Source organism: Micromonospora sp. WMMC264 (assembly GCF_027497275.1).
Classification (GTDB): domain Bacteria; phylum Actinomycetota; class Actinomycetes; order Mycobacteriales; family Micromonosporaceae; genus Micromonospora; species Micromonospora chalcea.
On the sequence record NZ_CP114907.1, the window covers coordinates 4,402,870 to 4,423,173 of the forward strand.

General features: G+C 72.8%; 17 protein-coding genes. 6 read left to right on the forward strand and 11 right to left on the reverse strand.

Features of this window, described 5'->3' with window-relative positions; all coding sequences use genetic code 11:
* Nucleotides 1-38: 38 nt before the first annotated feature.
* Entirely contained in the window at nucleotides 39-614 is a 576-nt protein-coding gene (locus O7542_RS19050) for a TetR family transcriptional regulator (protein WP_043325918.1), read from the forward strand.
* Nucleotides 615-640: 26 nt separating this feature from the next.
* Here O7542_RS19050 and O7542_RS19055 read toward each other — a convergent pair whose 3' ends face one another.
* From O7542_RS19055 to ftsY, 8 genes are all read right to left on the reverse strand, one after another.
* Nucleotides 641-1,720, reverse strand: coding sequence for an amidohydrolase family protein (locus tag O7542_RS19055; protein WP_113971818.1), 1,080 nt, complete (start codon nucleotides 1,718-1,720; stop codon nucleotides 641-643).
* An 18-nt stretch (nucleotides 1,721-1,738) separates the two neighbouring features.
* A complete protein-coding gene (locus tag O7542_RS19060; protein ID WP_043325919.1) occupies nucleotides 1,739-2,320 on the reverse strand; it encodes a Uma2 family endonuclease in 582 nt (193 codons plus the stop codon).
* A gap of 66 nt (nucleotides 2,321-2,386) precedes the next feature.
* A complete protein-coding gene (gene ffh / locus O7542_RS19065) occupies nucleotides 2,387-3,940 on the reverse strand; it encodes a signal recognition particle protein (protein WP_043325921.1) in 1,554 nt (517 codons plus the stop codon).
* A gap of 186 nt (nucleotides 3,941-4,126) precedes the next feature.
* Nucleotides 4,127-6,391 (reverse strand): [protein-PII] uridylyltransferase, encoded by a 2,265-nt coding sequence (locus O7542_RS19070; RefSeq protein ID WP_281604973.1) that lies wholly within the window; start codon nucleotides 6,389-6,391, stop codon nucleotides 4,127-4,129.
* Nucleotides 6,392-6,408: 17 nt separating this feature from the next.
* A complete protein-coding gene (locus O7542_RS19075) occupies nucleotides 6,409-6,747 on the reverse strand; it encodes a P-II family nitrogen regulator (protein WP_174537509.1) in 339 nt (112 codons plus the stop codon).
* Nucleotides 6,748-6,772: 25 nt separating this feature from the next.
* On the reverse strand, nucleotides 6,773-8,128 hold the full coding sequence (locus O7542_RS19080) for an ammonium transporter (RefSeq protein ID WP_043325925.1): 1,356 nt from the start codon (nucleotides 8,126-8,128) through the stop codon (nucleotides 6,773-6,775).
* A 167-nt stretch (nucleotides 8,129-8,295) separates the two neighbouring features.
* Nucleotides 8,296-9,159, reverse strand: coding sequence for an aminoglycoside phosphotransferase family protein (locus O7542_RS19085; RefSeq protein WP_174537508.1), 864 nt, complete (start codon nucleotides 9,157-9,159; stop codon nucleotides 8,296-8,298).
* Nucleotides 9,160-9,167: 8 nt separating this feature from the next.
* Nucleotides 9,168-10,349 (reverse strand): signal recognition particle-docking protein FtsY, encoded by a 1,182-nt coding sequence (gene ftsY / locus O7542_RS19090; RefSeq protein ID WP_043325927.1) that lies wholly within the window; start codon nucleotides 10,347-10,349, stop codon nucleotides 9,168-9,170.
* Nucleotides 10,350-10,497: 148 nt separating this feature from the next.
* Between ftsY and O7542_RS19095 the strand changes: the two genes are divergently transcribed.
* The 5 genes from O7542_RS19095 to O7542_RS19115 all read left to right on the forward strand — a co-directional run bounded on the left by O7542_RS19095 (nucleotide 10,498) and on the right by O7542_RS19115 (nucleotide 15,431).
* The gene (locus O7542_RS19095) at nucleotides 10,498-12,210 is read left to right on the forward strand and encodes an alkaline phosphatase D family protein (protein WP_043330561.1); all 1,713 of its coding nucleotides are present in this window, start codon (nucleotides 10,498-10,500) and stop codon (nucleotides 12,208-12,210) included.
* A 13-nt stretch (nucleotides 12,211-12,223) separates the two neighbouring features.
* Entirely contained in the window at nucleotides 12,224-12,649 is a 426-nt protein-coding gene (locus tag O7542_RS19100) for a MarR family transcriptional regulator (protein ID WP_043325928.1), read from the forward strand.
* A gap of 111 nt (nucleotides 12,650-12,760) precedes the next feature.
* Complete coding sequence (locus tag O7542_RS19105; RefSeq protein WP_209960352.1) at nucleotides 12,761-14,350, forward strand: MDR family MFS transporter; 1,590 nt, start codon at nucleotides 12,761-12,763, stop codon at nucleotides 14,348-14,350.
* 2 nt (nucleotides 14,351-14,352) lie between these two features.
* A complete protein-coding gene (locus O7542_RS19110; RefSeq protein WP_043325931.1) occupies nucleotides 14,353-14,841 on the forward strand; it encodes a universal stress protein in 489 nt (162 codons plus the stop codon).
* Nucleotides 14,842-14,903: 62 nt separating this feature from the next.
* The gene (locus tag O7542_RS19115; protein WP_281604974.1) at nucleotides 14,904-15,431 is read left to right on the forward strand and encodes a DinB family protein; all 528 of its coding nucleotides are present in this window, start codon (nucleotides 14,904-14,906) and stop codon (nucleotides 15,429-15,431) included.
* A gap of 6 nt (nucleotides 15,432-15,437) precedes the next feature.
* Here the strand turns inward: O7542_RS19115 and O7542_RS19120 are convergent, their stop codons facing one another.
* The 3 genes from O7542_RS19120 to O7542_RS19130 all read right to left on the reverse strand — a co-directional run bounded on the left by O7542_RS19120 (nucleotide 15,438) and on the right by O7542_RS19130 (nucleotide 20,161).
* Nucleotides 15,438-16,055 (reverse strand): HAD-IA family hydrolase, encoded by a 618-nt coding sequence (locus tag O7542_RS19120; RefSeq protein ID WP_281604975.1) that lies wholly within the window; start codon nucleotides 16,053-16,055, stop codon nucleotides 15,438-15,440.
* Nucleotides 16,052-19,651 carry a chromosome segregation protein SMC gene (gene smc, locus O7542_RS19125; protein WP_166455538.1) on the reverse strand — a complete coding sequence of 1,200 codons (3,600 nt, stop codon included), beginning with the start codon at nucleotides 19,649-19,651 and terminating at the stop codon, nucleotides 16,052-16,054. The genes O7542_RS19120 and smc overlap by 4 nt, the downstream gene beginning before the upstream one ends.
* A gap of 315 nt (nucleotides 19,652-19,966) precedes the next feature.
* Nucleotides 19,967-20,161, reverse strand: coding sequence for a hypothetical protein (locus O7542_RS19130; protein WP_013284566.1), 195 nt, complete (start codon nucleotides 20,159-20,161; stop codon nucleotides 19,967-19,969).
* Nucleotides 20,162-20,304: the final 143 nt, after the last annotated feature.

Consider the following 20,304-nt stretch of genomic DNA (forward strand, 5'->3'; position numbering starts at 1 on the left):
CGCCGTGTCGCCCGGCGCGGCCGTAGACTTCGACGGCGATGGGTGAGACACGGGACGCGATCGTGGAGGCCGCCCGGGCGCAGACCGTGGCCCTCGGGTGGGACCGTGTCCGGATGGGCGCGGTGGCCGCCGCCGCCGGGGTGAGCCGGCAGACGGTCTACAACGAGTTCGGCACCAAGGCGGGCCTGGGCGAGGCGCTGGCCCGGCACGAGGTGGACCGGTTCGTCGGCCAGGTCCGGTCCGCGCTCGGCGAGCACGACTCCGACGTGCGGGCGGCGGCGTACGCGGCGATCCACCGCACGCTCGCCTCAGCCGCCGAGAACCCGCTGGTCCGGGCCGTGCTGACCAGCACGCGGGGCGGCTCGGAGGAGTTGCTGCCGTACCTGACCACCCGGTCCGAGCTGGTGCTCGCCGAGGCCGCGGCGGCGCTGCTGGACTGGACGGGTGACCGCCTGCCCGACGCCGATCCGGCGGCCCTGGCGTTCGCGGCGGACAGCGTCGTACGCCTGGTGGTGAGCCACATCGTGCTGCCCGGCGGCCCGGTCGACGAGACCGCCGACCGGCTGGCCGACCTGGCGGTGCGCCTGTTCCTGATGGCGGCGACGGCGCGCTAGCGACGACGGCGGCCGGTCACGGCCCGTCAGCGGACGACCCGGCCGCGCAGGACGATCCGGCTGGGCGTCCGGACCACGCGCAGGTCACGGCGCGGATCTTCGGGGTAGACCACCAGGTCGGCGAGGCCGCCCTCGACCAGCCCGGGGAAGCCGAGCCACTCCCGGGCCCGCCAGGAGGCGGCGGCCAGCACGTCCGGCGCGGACATGCCGGCCTGCTCGTGCAGCAGGAGCATCTCCTCGGCCGCGAGCCCGTGGTCGATGCCGCCGCCCGCGTCGGTGCCGACGTAGATCGGCACACCGGCCTCGTGCGCGGCGCGCACCACCTCGGGGAAGCGGTCGCGCAGGGCGAGCATGTGGTCGGCGTACCCGGGGAACTTGGGCCGGGCCTGCTCCGCGATGTGGCCGAAGGTCCGGATGTTGATCATCGTGGGAACCAGCGCGGTGCCCTGCCGGGCCATCAGGTCGATCAGGTCGAGGCTCAGCCCGGTGCCATGCTCCACCGAGTCCACCCCGGCCCGCACCATGATCTCCACCGCCGACTCGGAGAACGTGTGCACCGCCGCGCGTACCCCGGCGGCGTGCGCGGCGGCGACCGCCGCGGTCATGGTGTCGGCGTCCCAGGCCGGCGCCAGGTCGCCCACTCCCCGCTCGATCCAGTCGCCGACCAGCTTGACCCAGCCGTTGCCGGCCGCGGCCTGCGCGGCCACCGTCTCGGCGACCTCCGCCGCGCCGACCTCCACGCCGATGTCGCGCAGGTAGCGCTTGGGCGGGGCGATGTGCCGGCCCGCGCGGGCCAGTCGCGGCAGGTCCGGCTCGTCCTCCAGTTCGGGGTACGGGTACGGCGACCCGGCGTCGCGGATCGCCAGCACGCCCGCGTCCCGGTCGATCCGGGCCAGTTCCCGCGCCTGGTCGAGCGAGGTGATCGGGCTGCCGCCGCGGGCGATGCCGATGTGGCAGTGCGCATCGGTCAGACCGGGCAGCACGAAGCCGCCGTCGGCCACCGTCTCGGCGCCGGGCACCGGTTCGAAGGTGACCCGGTCGCCGACCAGCCAGACGTCCCGGACCTCGTCGTCGGGAAGGAACACACCGCGCACGTGCAGAGCCATGTGCACAGTCCTACCCGATCAGTCCTCCTCGCCGGCGAGCAGGTCGTTGCGCCGCGCGGTCAGCGCCGGCAGATCGACCGAGACCTTCCAGGGCCGCTCGGTGACGAACAGGTCCTCGGTGTGTGCCAGTTGCTCGTACTCGCGGGCGGCGCCGTCGAGCGTGTACTCGGTCAGCGCGATCCGCTCGTGCTGCGGATCCACCACCCAGTAGGAGCGGACCCCGGAGCGGGCGTAGACCTTCGCCTTGTCGTACAGGTCGTGGAAGTGCGACGTCGGCGAGACGACCTCGACGGCGAGCAGCGCGTCCTCGACCGGGACCGGCGACCGGCCGGCGTGCTTGCGCCGGATCACCACCACATCCGGGCGCGGCTCGTTGCGGCGGTCCACCCGCATGGACAGGTCGATGCTCACCAGGAACTCAGGCGGGCAGTTGACCTCAAGCGCGAGTAGGAGACGGACACACAGATCCTGGTGCAGGGCGGTGGGCGACGGCACGATCAACCTTCCGTTGATCAGTTCGTACGGAAGGTCCTTGGGCAGGTCGCCCAGGTCGTCGACCGTCCACTCGTGCCGCTCGGGCAGGATCGGCGCCGCGGTCATGACATCTCCTTCCAGGGGGCGAACCGACCCTAGGTGATGATCACATCGCCCACTGTCACCGACACGCTAGCGGGGGCCCTTGTCGCCGCCCTTGCCCAGCTTGTTGAAGTCGATCTTCGGAAGCTTGAAGCCCGGCGGCAGGCCCTGCCCACCCGCCAGATCACCCGGGTCCAGGCCCGGCGGGAGCTGCGGCATCCCGCCCGGGAAGCCACCCGGCATGCCGGCGCCGGTACGCGGCCGCCCGCCGCCCTTCGTGCCCTTGCGCTTGTTCTTCGGCGACTTGGTCGCCTTGCGCCGGCCACCGCCGGGCAGGCCCATCATGCCGCCCATCTGCTTCATCATCTTCTGCGCGTCGGTGAAGCGGTTGAGCAGCTGGTTGACGTCCATGACGGTGACGCCGGAGCCGTTGGCGATCCGGGCCCGGCGGGAGCCGTTGATGATCTTCGGGTTGGTGCGCTCGGCCGGGGTCATCGACCTGATGATCGCGGTCACCCGGTCGAAGTGCTTGTCGTCCAGCTCGGCGAGCTGGTCCTTCATCTGCCCCATGCCCGGCATCATGGCCAGCACGTTGGCGATCGGGCCCATCCGCCGGACCGCGATGAGCTGATCGAGGAAGTCCTCCAGCGTGAAGGTCTCCCCGCCCATCAGCTTGGCGGTCATCTTGTCCTTCTGATCGGAGTCGAAGGCCGCCTCGGCCTGCTCGATCAGAGTGAGGACGTCGCCCATGCCGAGGATCCGGCTGGCCATCCGGTCGGGGTGGAAGACGTCGAAGTCCTCCAGCTTCTCGCCGGTGGAGGCGAACAGGATCGGCTGGCCGGTGACCTCGCGGACGGAGAGCGCGGCGCCGCCGCGGGCGTCGCCGTCGAGCTTGGACAGCACCACGCCGGTGATGCCCACGCCGTCGCGGAACGCCTCTGCGGTACGGACCGCGTCCTGGCCGACCATCGCGTCGATGACGAAGATGACCTCGTCGGGCTGGACCGCGTCGCGGATGTTCGCGGCCTGCTGCATCATCTCGGCGTCGATACCGAGCCGGCCGGCGGTGTCGACGATGACGATGTCGCGGGCGGCGCGGCGGGCGTGCTCGATCGAGTCGCGGGCCACCTGCACCGGGTCGCCGACGCCGTTGCCGGGCGCCGGGGCGTACACCTCGACGCCGGCCCGGCCACCGAGCACCTGGAGCTGCCCGACGGCGTTGGGACGCTGGAGGTCGGCGGCGACGAGCAGCGGCTGGTGGCCCTGGCTCTTGAGCCAGCGGGCCAGCTTGCCGGCGAGGGTCGTCTTACCGGAGCCCTGGAGGCCGGCCAGCATGATCACGGTCGGCGGGTGCTTGGCGAACTGGAGCCGCCGCCCCTCGCCGCCGAGGACGTTGATCAGCTCCTCGTTGACGATCTTGATGATCTGCTGGGCCGGGTTCAGCGCCTGGGAGACCTCGGCGCTGCGCGCCCGCTCCTTGACGTTCGCGATGAAGCCCTTGACCACCGGCAGGGCGACGTCGGCCTCCAGCAACGCCATCCGGATCTCGCGCGCGGTGGCGTCGATGTCGGCGTCGGTGAGCCGGCCCTTGCCGCGGAGCTTGGTGAAGATCCCGGACAGGCGGTCACTCAAGGTGTCAAACACGCGAACATCCCGTTTGTCGTTTTCGGCGGGCACATGCTGGCGGGCCGATGGTCCAGCCCACCGTTAGGGTAGCCCGCCGCCCGCACCCTCGCTCCGGCCCGGCCGTCCACGGGCCCACGCCGCTCGTCGGCCGGGTGTTAACAGGGGTCCCTTCCTCTACCGGAGGCGTTAACAAGGGGCCCTTCCTTACACGGCGGCGAGCACGGCGGCCTCGATGCGCGCTCGTTCCTCGTCCGAGGGCCAGCCGCCGACCAGGTAGAAGGCGTCCACCACGTCGCCGCCGAGCGTGGAGATCCGGGCCGCCCGCACCTGGGCGCCGGCCTCGTCCAGCGCGCAGGTGACCCGGTACAGCAGCCCGGCCGCGTCCGCGGCGCGCAGTTCCAGCAGCACCGCGTCGGTGGCCGCCTCCCGGTGCCAGACCACCCGGGGCGCGGCGCCCTGGCTGCGGGCGGCGAGCGCCCGGCCACGCAGCCGCTGGATCACCGAGACGTCGCCGCCGACCGCGCGGCGCAGGTCGGCGCTGAGCGCGATGGGGTTCGGCGCCAGCCCGTAGCGCGGCTGCACGCGGCACTGCACCAGGGCGCGGCCGTCCACGGTGGCGGCGTCCGCGGAGATCACCTCCAGGCGGTGCAGGGCCAGGCAACCGGCGACCGTGGCGAGCAGTCCGCGCCGGTCCGCCGCGGCCACCGACACCCGGTCCTCCCCCAGGTGTACGACAGGCAGCGGCCCGGCCACGAGCGCCGGGTCGGGGGCCGGCGGGGCGGGCACCACGCCGGTGTCCAGGGTGGTGCCCACCCGGGCCACCAGCTCGGCGATCAGCCGGCCCTTCCAGGCGGACCAGGCGGCCGGGCCGGTGGCGGCGGCGTCGGCGCGCACCAGGGCGTGCAGCAGTTCCAGCGTGGCGGTGTCGCCGACCCGCTCGGCCACACCGGCGACTGTCTTCGGGTCGGACAGGTCCCGGCGGGTGGCCACGTCGGGCAGCAGCAGATGCAGCCGGACCAGCGTGCCGATCAGCTCCGCCTCGGCTGGTGGCAGCCCGACCCGGGTGGCCACCGCCTCGGCCAGCGGCGCGCCGACCGTCGAGTGGTCTCCTTCCAGCCCTTTGCCGATGTCGTGCAGGAACGCTCCGAGCAGCAGCAGGTCGGGGCGTTCCACGTCGCGGGTGTGCCGGCTCGCCTCGTACGCGGTCTGCACCAGGTGCCGGTCGAGCGTGAACCGGTGCACCGGGTTGTGCTGGGGCAGGCTGCGCATCCGGGTCCACTCGGGCAGCCAGCGGTCGATCAGCCCGTACCGGTCGCAGGTCTCCCAGGCGGGCACCAGGCCGGGACCGGCGCCGAGCAGCGTGATCAGCGCGGCCCGTGCCGCCGGCGGCCAGGGCGCGGGCAGCGGCGGGCAGTACGCGGCCAGCCACTCGCAGGTGGCCCGCGCGATGGGCAGCCGGGTGGTGGCGGCCGCGGCGGCCACCCGCAGCGACAGGCTCGGGTCGGGGCGGGCCCCGATGGCGGTACGGGCGAGCACCAGTTCCCCGTCCTGCTCGACCACGTCCCGCGCAACCGGGCGGCGCAGCGGCCGGCCGGGGGCGGCCCGGTGGCGGCCGGAGCGGAGCCGGTCGGCGGCCCGCCAGGCGTCGTCCAGGGCATGGCTGACGGTGCGGGCGTCGCCGGCCACGAGCCGCAGCAGCGCGTCGCCGTCCTCGGCGCCGAGCAGCCGCGCCACGCCGTCGCGTTCCTGGGCGACCAGGCGGTCGACCCGGCGGCCCACCTGCTGGTGCAGCGCGTCGCGGGTGTCCAGCAGCCGCCGGTGCGCCGCGTACACGGCCGGGCGGAGCGCGTCGGTGACCCCGGCGGTGGCGATGGCGCGCAGGATCCCCACGTCGCGCAGCCCGCCGGCCGCCTCTTTGAGGTCGCCTTCGAGCAGGAACGCCAGTTCGCCGTGCGCCTCCCAGCGCGCGGCGGTGATCTCGCGCAGGCCGGGTAGCTGGCGGATCGCGGTCCGCCGCCAGTGGTCGGTGGCGGTACGCGCGAGCTGGTCGGTGAGCGCCGGGTCGCCGGCCACGTGCCGGGCGTCGAGCAGGCCGAGGGCGACCTTGACGTCGTCCTGGGCCACCGACAGCGCCTCGGCGACGGTGCGTACCGAGTGGTCGAGCCGCAGTCCGGCGTCCCAGATCGGGTACCAGAGCGACGCGGCCAGCTCGTCGATGCCGGGCACCCCGGCGTGCAGCAGCACCAGGTCGAGGTCGCCGTAGGGGGCGCACTGGCGGCGGCCCAGCCCGCCCACCGCGACGAGCGCCACCCCGTCCCGGTCCGGGAAGGCCCGGCGCAGCCAGGCGTCGAGCGCCTCGGCCCGCGCGTTCCGGGCCGGCTCACCGATGCCCCCGGGTACGCCGACGACCTCGTTGACCACGGGCACGCCGTCCCCGGTGGGGGTGGCAGCCGTGGTCAACGAGGTCACGTCGGCAGGTCCGGCCGTCAGAGGGCGTCGAGCCCGCGCTCGCCGGTACGCACCCGGACGACCTCTTCGACGCCGGTCACCCAGACCTTGCCGTCGCCGATCTTGCCGGTCCGGGCGGCGCCGACGATCGCGTCCACGATCTTGTCGACGTCGATCTCGTCGGTGAGTACCTCGACCCGGATCTTGGGCAGGAACTCGACCGTGTACTCGGCACCCCGGTAGACCTCGGTGTGCCCCTTCTGCCGGCCGTAGCCCTGGACCTCGCTGACCGTCAGCCCCGCCACGCCGAGGGCGTGCAGAGCCTCCTTCACCGCGTCCAGCTGGTACGGCTTGATGACCGCGGTCACCAGCTTCATGTCCAACCCCTCCATCCCAGGAACGTTAACCGGCGACCTTCTCGCTGACCGGCGCGGACTCGTCCGACTCGGCGGCGGGCTCCGCGCCGGGCTTGCCGGCTCCGATCCCGGCCATCGCGAACGCGCCACCGCCGCTGCCCGTGGTGGGCGACAGGTCGTAGCCGCTCTCCGCGTGCTCGGCGATGTCGATGCCGTCGACCTCGGCCTCGGCGGAGACCCGGAGGCCGATCGTCTTGTCGATCACGAAGCCGAGAGCGTAGGCGACGACGAAGGAGTAGACGCTGACGATCAGCGCGCTGATCGCCTGCTTGCCGAGCAGGCTGGCGTCGCCGCCGACGAACAGGCCGTCGGTCTCCACCAGCGAGCTCACCGAGGCGGTGCCGAACAGGCCGATCCAGAGGCAGCCGATCCAGCCGCCGACGAAGTGCACGCCGACCACGTCGAGGGAGTCGTCGTAGCCGAGCCGGTACTTCAGACCGACCGCGAGGGCGCAGACCGCGCCGGCCACCACGCCCAGCAGCACCGCTGCGGCCGGGGTGATGAAGGCACAGGCCGGGGTGATGGCGACCAGACCGGCGATGGCGCCGGACGAGGCGCCGACCAGGGTCGGCTTGCCGTCACGCACCCACTCCACCACGATCCAGCCGAGCAGCGCCGCGGCGGTGGCGACCTGGGTGTTGATGAACGCCAGCGCGGTGACCCCGTCGGCGGTCAGCTCGGAGCCGGCGTTGAAGCCGAACCAGCCGAACCACAGCAGCGCGGCGCCGAGGGCGACCATCGGGACGTTGTGCGGCTTCATGCTCTCGCGCGGCCAGCCGACCCGCTTGCCGAGCACGAGCACCAGCGCGAGCGCCGCGGCGCCGGCGTTGATGTGCACGGCGGTACCACCGGCGAAGTCCAGCGCGCCGATGTCGCCGCCGATCAGCCCGCCGCCCCAGACCATGTGGGCGACCGGGAAGTAGACCAGGGTCGCCCAGCCGAACGCGAACAGCAGCCAGCCGGCGAACTTCACCCGGTCGGAGAGCGCGCCGCTGATCAGCGCCACGGTGATGACCGCGAACATCATCTGGAAGGCGATGAAGACGTAGATCGGGATTCCGGTCTCGCCCCACAGGTCGTTCTCGCCGACGAACGTCTTGGTGCCCAGGTACTGACCGAGGTCACCCCAGAACTTGCCGCCCTCGCCGAAGGCGACGGTGAAGCCGTAGAAAAGCCACAGGATGCTGACGAGCCCGATGGACGAGAAGCTCATCATCATCATGTTCAGAACGCCCTTGGACCGGTTCAGGCCGCCGTAGAACAGCGCGAGACCGGGGGTCATGAGCAGCACGAGGGCAGTCGAGACAAGCAACCAGGCAGTGTTCCCGGTGTCGATCTCCACGCTGCCTCCTCTCGTTGTCGTATTCCTCCCTCCGACTGAAGACCTGGCAGCATCGCCCGTCAGCCGGTTGCGCGGAAGCTTTGTCGCCGGCTGTTTCCTTCAGCGACACCCCGCGATTTCCGACACGTGACGGGTTGTTTCCGGCGTGTGAAGAACGCCGATCTTGCTCAGCGGAGCGCGTACTCCAACTGGTGCCGCTCGTAGTCGAGCAGCCGCAGGTCGCGCATGGGGCGACGCAGGTGGCCCTTGTGGACGATCCGGACGAAGGCCGGCTCACCGGCGGCGGCCATCCGCCGGATGCCCTCGACGTGGTCGACGATGCGCTTGCGGATGGTGCGGATGAGCCGGTGCCGGTCGCGCGGGATCAGCCCGTACGCGTCGGCGAACAGGCGCAGCCGGCGCGGCCGGTCGGGGCGCTTCCAGCCCAGCGTCACCGAGTCGCGGTCGGAGAAGATCGGCACCCAGGTCCAGGCCGCGTACGCCACGTCGTAGATGCGGGCGCCGGGCGAGGCGAGGTCGAAGTCGATCAGCCCGAGCGTGCCGTCCGGGCGCCAGATCACGTTGTGCGGCGCGGCGTCGTGGTGACAGATCACCTCGGTGTCCGGCGGGGGCGGCCCGAACGAGCGCCAGACCGCGCCGGGCGGCGGGGTGAAGCCGTACTGCGCGTCGTGGAACATCCGCAGCATGGTGGCCACCGTGACCAGGGCCTCGTCGGTGACCCAGTGCGGGGCCAGCGGGTACTCCCCGCACTCCCCCTCCAGGTACGACAGGACCTCGCGGTTGCGCTCGTCCATGCCGAGCGCGCGGGGCGCGCCGGTGAAGCCGACGTATTCCAGGTGGCGCAACAGCGCGTGCACGGAGGGCGTCCACGGGCCGGCGTTGCGCCGGACCGTGTCTCCGACACGGACCACTGTGCTCACGTTCCCGCCGTGCAGCGGGATCTCCTGCGAAGTCACGTACGGTCTCCCGAGGCGTGGCGACGGGTGGCTGGGGTCGCGCCACCCCGCGTAGGCGCGATCGTCAGTCGTCACGGGAGAGGTTACGCGTCCCGGGCGAGCGGCTCGGTGCCGAGCAGCGCGTCGACGAACTGGGCCGGGTCGAACGGGGCCAGGTCGTCCTTGCCCTCGCCGAGGCCGACCAGCTTGACCGGGATGCCGAGCTTGCGCTGCACGGAGATCACGATGCCCCCCTTGGCCGTCCCGTCGAGCTTGGTCAGCACCACGCCCGTCACGTTGACCACCTCGGTGAAGACCCGCGCCTGCTCCAGCCCGTTCTGGCCGGTGGTGGCGTCGAGGATCAGCAGCGTCTCGTCGATCGGGCCGTGCTTCTCCACGACGCGCTTGACCTTGCCCAGCTCGTCCATCAGGCCGATCTTGTTCTGCAGCCGGCCGGCGGTGTCGATGAGCACGGTGTCCACGCCGGTGTCGATGCCGCGCTTGACGGCGTCGAACGCGACGCTGGCCGGGTCGGCGGCCTCGGGCCCGCGGACCGTCTCGGCGCCCACCCGGCCGCCCCAGGTCTCCAGCTGGTCGGCGGCGGCGGCCCGGAACGTGTCGGCCGCGCCGAGCAGCACGCTGCGGCCGTCCGCGACCAGCACCCGGGCGATCTTGCCGCAGGTGGTGGTCTTGCCGGCGCCGTTCACGCCGACCACCAGCACGACCGCCGGGACGCCCTCCTTCGGGGCGGTCCGCAGCGAGCGGTCCAGGCTCGGGTCGAGCGCGTTCACCAGCTCGGCGGCGAGCAGCGCGCGCAGCTCCTCCCCGGTGCGGGTGCCGAGCACCCGGGTCCGCTCGCGCAGCCGGTCGACGATCTCCCGGGTGGAGTCGATGCCGACGTCCGCGGTGATCAGGCTGTCCTCGATCTCCTCCCAGGTGTCCTCGTCCAGCCGGTCGCGGCTGAGCAGGCCGAGCAGGCCCTTGCCGAAGACGTTCTGCGAGCGGGACAGCCGGGAGCGCAGCCGGACCAGCCGGCCGGCGGTCGGCTCCGGCACCTCGACCGGGGGCGCCTCCACCGGGGGCGCCTCGACCACCACGCCGGTGGTGAGGTCCGCCTCCGGGGCCTCGACCGGCGGGCCGGCCAGATCCTCCTCGGCCCGGGTGTCGACCTCCGTGCGCGGCAGCGGAGGCTCCGGCCGCCGGCGCAGCCGGGGCACCACGAGGCTCAGGCCGCCGATGATCAGCACGCCGAGCAGGGCGAGAGCGACGAGGAGGTATTCCGTCATGCCCGAAATCCTGTCAGATGCCGGCGACGGCGTCCCACTCACCGCCTCGGCACGCGAACAACCTGCGGGTACGCTCACACCGGAAGGCGTACCGCAACCGCCGGCCGGGTAGGGAACAGCCGAAACGATCTTGTCGGAGGTGGATGTCGTGCCCGGTTCCCGCCTGCTCATCGGCCCGTTGCTGCGCCGGGTCGTCGACACGCGGGCGACCGTCTGGGTGGAGACCAGCTCGCCCGCCGTGGTCACCGTCCGCACGGCCGACGGCGCCACCGGCAGCGCGCCCACCTTCTCCGCGTACGACCACCACTACGCGATCGTCGTGGTGACCGGGCTCACCCCGGACAGCGCCACCACCTACGAGGTGCTCATCGACGACGAGGTGGCGTGGCCGCTGCCGGACTCGTCGTTCCCGCCCAGCGTGATCCGGACCCGCGCGCTCGACGACGCCGACCAGCCGGTGCGGCTGCTGTTCGGCTCCTGCCGGGAGACCACCCAGCACTCCACCGCGCGCAAGCTGCCGCCGGACGCGCTCGACGCGTACGCCCGGCGGGTGATGGCCGCGCCCGAGCAGGCCGTGCTGCCCGACCTGCTGGTGCTGCTCGGCGACCAGGTGTACGCGGACGAGACCTCGCCGACCGTGCGGCGGCTGCTCAAGCGCCGCCGCAAGCGGCCGAAGGACGCCCCGGCGACGCAGGTGGTGAGCTTCGACGAGTACACGAAGCTCTACCTGGAGTCGTGGCGTGACCCGGAGATCCGCTGGCTGCTCTCCACCGTGCCGAGTGTGATGATCTTCGACGACCACGAGGTGATCGACGACTGGAACACCTCGCAGTCGTGGCGCGCGGACATGCGCGAGCAGCCGTGGTGGGCCGAGCGGATCCGCAGCGGCCTCGCCTCCTACTGGGTCTACCAGCACCTGGGCAACCTGAGCCCGGACGAGATCGCCGCCGACCCGGTGTACGCGAAGGTCATCGCCGCCGAGGACGCCACCGGCGTGCTGCACGAGTTCGGCGAGCGGGTCGACAAGGAGGCCGACCTGGCGCACGACACCGAGCGCTGGCGGGCCGTGCAGTACCAGTGGAGCTACGCGCTGGACCTGGGCCGCACCCGCCTGGTGATGCTGGACAACCGGTCCAGCCGGGTGCTCCTGCCGGGCAGCCGGGCGATGCTGCCGCCGGGCGAGTGGTCGTGGTTCCTCGACCAGGCGCACGGCGAGTACGACCACCTGGTGGTGGGCAGCTCGCTGCCGTGGCTGCTGCCACCGGGCATCCACCACGTCGAGGCGTGGAACGAGCGCCTGGCCGACTCCGGCCGGCCCTGGGTGGCCCGGATCTCCGAGCAGATCCGCCGGGCCCTGGACCTGGAGCACTGGGCGGCGTTCCGGCGCTCGTTCGAGGCGCTGGGCGAGCTGTTCGCGCGGCTGGGCAGCGGCACCGCGCCGCGCACCGGTGCGCGGGTGGGCGCCGGGCCGGCGTACGCGCGACCGGCGTCGATCAGCGTGCTCTCCGGGGACGTGCACCACTCGTACGTGGCGCGGGCCCGGTTCGCCGACCGTGACGTCCGCACGCCGGTGCACCAGCTCACCTGTTCACCGATCCACAACCAGGTGCCCGCCGGCATGCGCCCGCTGATGACGCTGGGCTGGAATCCCGGCCCGGCCGGGGCGACCCGGGCGCTGGCCCGTTCGGCCGGGGTACGCCGCCCGCCGGTGCGCTGGCGGAAGCTGGCCGGGCCCTATTTCGGCAACGCCGTGGCCACGCTCACCCACCGGGGCCGTGAGGCCGCCGTGGTGATCGAGGGCACGACCAGCGACGGCGAGCTGCGCCCGGTGGCGCAACAGCAACTCAGCGACGGGGACTGAGTACCCTCTGAGCGTGGACGAGACGCTGCGCGCCGTGGAGCACGAGTTGACCGCGTTGCTGCGCAGAGGCCGGGCGCTGTCCTGGGAGATCGCCCGCGAGGTCCACCCGAACCTGGAGCCCAACGCGTACGGCCTGCTGCTCTGGCTGCGGCGGTCGGGGTCGATCCGGCTCACCGACCTGGCCGTCAAGCTGGGCATCGGCAAGGGCACGCTGAGCCGGCAGATCGGCGGGCTGGAGGCGCTGGGCCTGGTACGCCGCGACCCGGACCCCACCGACCGCCGGGCCGCCCAGCTGAGCCTGACCGAGGAGGGCACCCGGCGGTTCGACGCGGCCCGCGCGGCCCGACTCGGACAGATCAGGCGTTCGCTGGAGAGCTGGCCGAAAGAGGACGTGGCGGACCTCGCCCGGCTGATGCACCGCTTCAACGAGTCGTTCTGATCTTCCGGCGAGGGGGAACAAACCCGACCCGGGCAAGAGTTGTTGCTCAAGGCAACGGCTTCTACGGTTGCCCAAGGCAACCTTTCTCCCCCGCTCCGGAGGCAATCCACGATGACCCAGGCGACTGCGCCCGCGCGGGCGACCGCCGTCGACATGTCCCACCGCCAGATCCTGGAGGCGCTCTCCGGCCTGCTGCTGGGCATGTTCGTCGCGATCCTCTCCTCCACGGTCGTCTCCAACGCGCTGCCGCGGATCATCACGGACCTGCGCGGCGGCCAGTCCGCGTACACCTGGGTGGTCACCTCGACGCTGCTGGCGACCACCGCGACCACGCCCATCTGGGGCAAGCTGTCCGACCTGTTCAGCAAGAAGCTGCTGGTCCAGATCTCCCTGGTGGTCTTCGTGCTGGGCTCGGTGCTCGCCGGGCAGGCCCAGACCACCGGCGAGCTGATCGCCTGCCGGGTGGTGCAGGGCGTCGGCGCGGGCGGCCTCACCGCCCTCGCCCAGGTGATCATGGCGACGATGATCGCCCCGCGCGAGCGCGGCCGGTACAGCGGCTACCTCGGAGCAGTGATGGCAGTCGGCACCATCGGCGGCCCGCTGATCGGCGGCGTGATCGTGGACACCTCCTGGCTCGGCTGGCGCTGGTGCTTCTACGTCGGCGTGCCGTTCGCCGTACTCGCCCTGATCGTGCTCCAGCGGACGCTGCGTCTGCCGGTGGTCAAGCGCGACGTGAAGATCGACTGGTGGGGCGCCACCCTCATCACCGCCGCCGTCTCGCTGCTGCTGGTCTGGATCACCCTGGCCGGCGACAAGTACGACTGGATCTCCTGGACCAGCGGCGCCATGGTGGCCGGCGCGGCGCTGCTCGGCGTGCTCGCCGCCCGGGTCGAGAAGCGGGCCGCTGACCCGATGATCCCGCCGCGGCTGTTCCGCAACCGCACCATCACGCTCGCCGTGATCGCCAGCATCGCCGTCGGCGTCGGCATGTTCGGCGCCTCGGTGTTCCTCGGGCAGTACTTCCAGATCAGCCGCGGCGCCAGCCCCACCATGTCCGGCCTGATGACGCTGCCCATGATCGGCGGCCTGCTGGTCTCCTCGACGGTGGTCGGCCGGATCATCACCAGCACCGGCCGCTGGAAGAGCTGGCTGGTCATCGGCTCGGTGCTGCTCACCGCCGGATTCGCGCTGATGGGCACCATGCGGGCCGACACGCCGTACTGGCGCCTGGCCGTGTTCATGGCGCTGATCGGTCTCGGCGTCGGCATGAGCATGCAGAACCTGGTGCTCGCCGTGCAGAACACGGTCCGCCCGGACGAACTCGGCGCGGCCAGCTCGGTGGTGTCCTTCTTCCGCAGCCTCGGCGGCGCGATCGGCGTGAGCGCGCTCGGCGCGATCCTCGGGCACCGGGTCACCGGCTACCTGGCCGACGGTCTGAGCCGCCTCGGCGTCCCGGCCTCCGGCTCGGGTGGCGGCGGCCTGCCCGACGTGCACACGCTGCCCGGGCCGATCCGGGACGTGGTCGAGGCCGCGTACGGGCACGCCGCCGGTGACATCTTCCTGGCCGCCGCCCCGTTCGGGCTGCTCGCCCTGATCGCGGTGGTCCTCATCCGGGAGGTCCCGCTGCGCCGCTCCAACGCCGAGCCGGTCCCCGCCGGGCCCGAGAAGGCCGAGGCGATCCCGGCCGGAACGCGGGACTGACCATGGACGCCGCGGAACGTGAACGGTACGGCCCGCGGACCCGGCCGTCGCCCTACGAGCGGGGTACGGACGGGCCGCGGGTGGTGCTCGTCGGCGTGGACGGCAGCCGCACCTCGATGCGTGCCGCCGCGTACGCCGCCGGACTGGCCCGGCGACAGGGCGCCACGCTGGTGGCGGTGTTCGTCAGCTCGCCGGCCTCGTACAGCGCGATGCTCTCCGGCGTGGTGGCCGGCGCGGTCCAGCAGACCCACGACGAGCTGGCCGCCGAACTGCGCGCGGAGTGCCGGCGCGGGGCCGAGGAACTGGACCTGCCGGTGACGTTCCTGTGCCGGCGCGGCGACGCCTACACCGAGCTGTGCCGGGCCGCCGACGAGCACCGCGCCGACATGGTGGTGGTCGGCTCGTCCGAGCAGGCCGGGCACAAGCTGGTCGGCTCGGTCGCCACCCGGCTGGTCCGTACCGGCCGGTGGCCCGTCGTCGTGGTGCCCTGAAAGGAAGGGCCCCCTGTTAACGCCTCGCGTTGTGCAGGGGGCCCCTCTTAACATCTGCGCCCATGACCTGGACCGTGCCTGAGATCGACCGCCGCCACGAGCCCTACGTCGCCGACGAGCGCACCATGCTCGAAGGCTGGCTCGACCACCATCGCGACACCCTGGTGCACAAGTGCGCCGGACTCACCGCCGAGCAACTGCGTACCCGCAGTGTCGAGCCCTCCGGGCTGACGCTGCTCGGCCTGGTCCGGCACATGGCCGACGTGGAGCGGTGGTGGTTCCGCATCCGCGCCGCCGGGCAGGACGTGCCGACGCTCTACGACTACAGCGCCGACCCGGACGCCGACCACAACGACGTCGCCGACGCCGACCCGGCCGAAGCGTTCGCCACGCTGCGCGCGGAGATCGAGGCGGCCCGGGAGGCGGTCGCCGGCCTGCCGCTGGAGCACACCTTCCGCCATCGCCGGGGCGACTCCGTCAACGACGTCAGCCTCCGCTGGGTCTACGTCCACATGATCGAGGAGTACGCCCGGCACAACGGCCACGCCGACCTGATCCGGGAACGCATCGACGGCGTCACCGGCGCCTGAGCCGGATCAGTACGCCAGCGCCGCCCGCAGGTAGCGAAGGTCGGCCGGGCCGCTCCAGCGGTGGGCGGACAGCCCGGCCACCCGGGCGCCGGCCACCGAGCGGTCCTCGTCGTCGACGAACAGCACCCGCCCCGGTGGCGTCTCCAGCGCCTCGCAGGCGGCCTGGAAGTACTCCTTCGCCGGCTTGTGCACGCCGACGACAGAGGAGTTGACGATCACGTCCAGCTCGTCGGTCAGGTCGAGCGTGGCCAGGTCGGCGTCGAGCAGGTCGGTGGCGTTCGTGCCCAGACCCACCCGGATGCCCGCGGCCCGCACCTCGCGGACGAACGCCAGCACCTCCGGGTCCACCTCGCCGCGGTAGCTCTGCCACTCCTGGACCGCCGCGCGGGCCCGGTCCGCGCCGACCGCGGGGGTCAGCGCGTCGGCCACGCTCACCATCCACTGGGCGTGGCTGACCTGGCCGGTCAGCACCGGCTGGAGTAGACCCCAGGACATCGCGATCTCACCGAGGACGCCCTCGGTCAGCCCGTACTCCCGCTCGACGCCGGCGGCCACCGCCGGATCCCAGCGGCGCAGTACGCCGTCGAAGTCCACCAGGAGCGCCGTGGCGCGTTCCCGACTCACTCGCTCGTCACCTGTTCCTCGTCGTCGGCCCGGTTGAGCCGCTGGCTGATCACCTGGGTCACACCGGCGCGCATGGTCACGCCGTACAGCGCGTCGGCGATCTCCATGGTCCGCTTCTGGTGCGTGATCACGATCAGCTGGCTCTTCTCCCGCAACTGTGCCAGCAGCGTGATCAGGCGGCCCAGGTTCACGTCGTCGAGCGCCGCCTCCACCTCGTCCATGATGTAGAACGGGCTGGGCCGGGCGCGGAAGATCGCCACGAGCATCGCCACGGCGGTCAGCGACCGCTCCCCGCCGGAGAGCAGCGAGAGTCGCTTGATCTTCTTGCCCGGCGGCCGGGCCTCGACCTCGACACCTGTGGTGAGCAGGTCCTCCGGGTCGGTGAGAATCAGCCGGCCCTCGCCGCCGGGGAACAGCACCGTGAAGACCTGCTCGAACTCCCGCGCGGTGTCTTCGAACGCGCTGGCGAAGACCTCCAGGATCCGGTCGTCCACGTCCTTGACCACGGTGAGCAGGTCACGCCGGGTGGCCTTGAGGTCCTCCAGCTGCTCGGAGAGGAACTTGAAGCGCTCCTCCAGCGCGGCGAACTCCTCCAGCGCGAGCGGGTTCACCTTGCCCAGCAGGGCCAGTTCCCGTTCCGCCTTGGCGGCCCGCTTCTCCTGCACCGGCCGCTCGTAGCGGACCGGCTCCGGCACTGGCCGCCCGTCCTTCTCGGCCAGCGCCACGTCCGCGTCGGTGGGCGGCACCAGCCGGTCCGGACCGTACTCGGCGACGAGCGTGGCCACGTCCAGGCCGAAGTCCTCGGCCGCCTTGGCCTCCAGCTGCTCGATGCGCATCCGCTGCTCGGCGCGGGCCACCTCGTCGCGGTGAACCTGGCTGGTGAGCCGTTCCAGCTCGGCGGCGAGCCGCTTGGCCGCGCCGCGTACCTCGGACAGCTCGGCCTCGCGGGCGGCGCGTTCGCGGGCGACGGCGTCGCGGTGCTCCTCGGCCCGGGCGACCGAGACGGTGAGCCGGGTGAGCGCCTCGCGGGCGCCGCCGACCACGGCCCGGGCGATCTGGGCGCCGCGGGCGCGGGCCGCGCGCCGGGCGGCGGCGCGCTCCCGCGCCGCGCGTTCGGCGGTGGCCTGCCGGGCCAGCGAGTCGGCCCGCCCGGCGATCGAGGCCACCCGCTCCTCGGCGGTACGCACCGCGAGCCGGACCTCCATCTCGTTCTGCCGTGCCTGCGGCACCATGGCGGCGAGCTGGTCGCGTTCCTCGGTGGACGGTTCGGCGTCGATCGGGGTGGCCTCGGCCAGCCGCAGCCGTTCCTCCAGCTCGGCCAGCGCCGCGAGGTCCCGTTCCCGGGCCGCCTCGGCGCGTGCCCGGGACTCGCCGAGCCGGTCGGTCTCCGCCTTCGCCGATCGGGCGGCCGCGCCCAGTTCGGCGAGGCGGCGCGCGGCGGCGTTGCGGTGGCTCTCCGCCTCCCGCTTGGCGGCGGCGGCGTGCTGCACGGCCTCCTTGGCGGCGGCCACCTCGGCGCGCGCCTCGGCGAGCTGTTCGCGCAGCTCGGCGGCGGTCCGTTCGGCGGTGGCGCGGTTGGCCCGCGCCTCCTCGACGGCGGCCTGCACCTCGATGAAACTGGGCGCCTTTGCCGACCCGCCCGCCGCCGCGTACGCCCCGACCACGTCGCCGTCGGGGGTGACCGCGCGCAGCTCCGGGTTCGCAGCGACGAGCGCGGACGCGGCGGCCAGGTCGTCGACGAGCGCGACGTCGCGCAGCGCCCGGTGCACGGCCGGCCGGATCTCGGCCGAGCACTCCACCAGGTCGGGCGCCCAGCGGGCGCCCTCGGGCAGCTTCGGGCGCAGCGCGTCCGCGGAGCCGTCCATGCCCGGCCCGGCGGGGCTGCCGACCAGCAGCCCGGCCCGGCCGGCGTCGGAGATCTTGAGCAGCCGCATCGCCTCGACCGCTTCGTCCACGCCGCTGACCGCCACCGCGTCGGCGAGCCCGCCCAGCGCGGCGGCGAGCGCCGCCTCGTCACCGGGCGCGACGGTGAGCAGCCCGGCGAGGCTGCCGAGCAGGCCGGGCACCTGGTCGGCGCGGGCCAGCAGCTCACCGGCGCCGTCCTTGCGGCGCAGGCCCATCGCGAGCGCTTCCTCGCGGGCCTTCCAGGTGGCGGCGTCCTTCTCCGCGGCGCGCTCCCCGTCGGTCAGGCTGCGCACCGCCGCCTGGGCCCGCTCGTGTACGGCCACCGCCTCGTCGTGCCGGGCGTCCAGGTCGGCGTTGTCCCGGTCGGCCTCGGTCGACTGCTCGGCGACCGCGTCCAGGTCGGCCTGCGCCTTCTCGGCCCGGCCCATCGCGTCGGTGTGCGCGGCGGCGAGCCGTTCGATCTCCTCGCCGGCGCTCGTGGTCCGGGCCCGGGCGGAGTTCACCTGGCCGGTGAGGCGGGCCAGTCCCTCGCGCCGGTCGGCGATCGCCTTGGCGGCGGCGACCAGTTCCCGCTCGGCGGCGGCGAGCTGGCGTTCCAGCTCCTGGCGGTGCTCGACCGCCTCGGCCAGCCGGATCTGGTCCTCGGTGAGCGCGGCGCGCAGCTCCTCCTCCTGCTCGCGCACCCGCCGCGACTCCGCCTCCAGCTGTTCCGGGTCGCGGCCGGGGCGCTCGTCGTCACCGGCGGCGCTGAGGTGACGCAGCCGTTCCCGGGCCAGTTGCTCGATCGAGCGGAACCGTTCCTGGAGCGCGGAAAGGCGGTACCAGGTGTCCTGCGCCGCCGCGAGCAGCGGGGCGTCCTCGGCCAGCGCCGCCTCCAGCTCGCCGAGGCGGCCCTGCACCTCGCCGTGCTCGGCCTCGATCAGCTCGCGCCGCTCGCGCAGCGCGGTCTCGTCGGCGATCTCCTTGTCCAGTGTGGTCCGCAGCGTGTGCAGGTCGTCGGCGAGCAGCCGCAGCCGGGCGTCGCGCAGGTTGGCCTGGATCGCGGCGGCGCGGCGGGCCACCTCGGCCTGCCGGCCCAGCGGCTTGAGCTGGCGGCGCAGCTCGGCGGTGAGGTCGGTCAGGCGGTTGAGGTTGGTCTGCATCGCGTCGAGCTTCCGCAGCGCCTTCTCCTTGCGCTTGCGGTGCTTGAGGACGCCGGCCGCCTCCTCGATGAACGCCCGCCGGTCCTCCGGCTTGGCGTGCAGCATGCCGTCGAGCCGGCCCTGCCCGACGATGATGTGCATCTCGCGGCCGATGCCCGAGTCGGAGAGCAGCTCCTGGATGTCGAGCAGGCGGCAGGAGTCGCCGTTGATCTCGTACTCGCTCTCGCCGGAGCGGAACATCCGGCGGGTGATGGAGACCTCGGTGTACTCGATCGGCAGCGCGCCGTCGGTGTTGTCGATGGTGAGGGTGACCTCGGCCCGGCCCAGCGGCGCGCGTCCGGCGGTGCCGGCGAAGATGACGTCCTCCATCTTGCCGCCGCGCAGCGCCTTGGCGCCCTGCTCGCCGAGCACCCAGGCGATGGCGTCGACGACGTTGGACTTGCCGGAGCCGTTCGGGCCCACCACGCAGGTGATCCCGGGCTCCAGCTTCAACGTCGTGGCGGAGGCGAAGGACTTGAACCCCTTCACCGTCAGGCTCTTGAGATGCACCTTCTCGATCCTCGTCCGGTGGCCGCCGTACCGTCGCCGGCTGCGCGGACCTGGTGAACCCGCAGACTAACCCGGGACCGCGACGTCGCCGCCACGCGACCCACCCGGCACCTGCGGTGTCCGTTTTCCGCCCGGCCGTCGCGGTGGGAACGGAAATGCATGATCACAATTACCGGACGCAATTCCGGGCGGTTTCGCAAGATCGAGAATCACGGCGGGAACGGCGAAAAGGGGTACGCACATGGCTGCGCGCCGGCACTTGAGTGTCGGCGCGCTTTTCGGTGTGGTGCGATTCAGTTTTCCGGCGACTGGAGATCAGGTCAGCGCGGGCTCGGCCAGACGGAGGAGGTCGTCGGCCTCCGCCGCTGCCGCCGCGAGCCGATCGTTGTCGGCACGCAGACGCGTGATCTCGAACTCCAGTGCCTGAACCCTGGCACGCAGACGGGTGACCTCGTCGAGCAGACGCCGGTCGGGCGCTGCGCTTACGTGGCCGTAGAGGGCCTTCGCCATGCTGAACTCCTTGATGTGCGCTGCCGGAAAGGCCGGCCAACGCGCGCCCATGATGTTCGCGGCTACCATTCCCGCTGTATCGGGGCATGGCTGGGCGCGACTGGCGACACCACTATATTGAGCCGAAACCCCCTCCTTCGTCA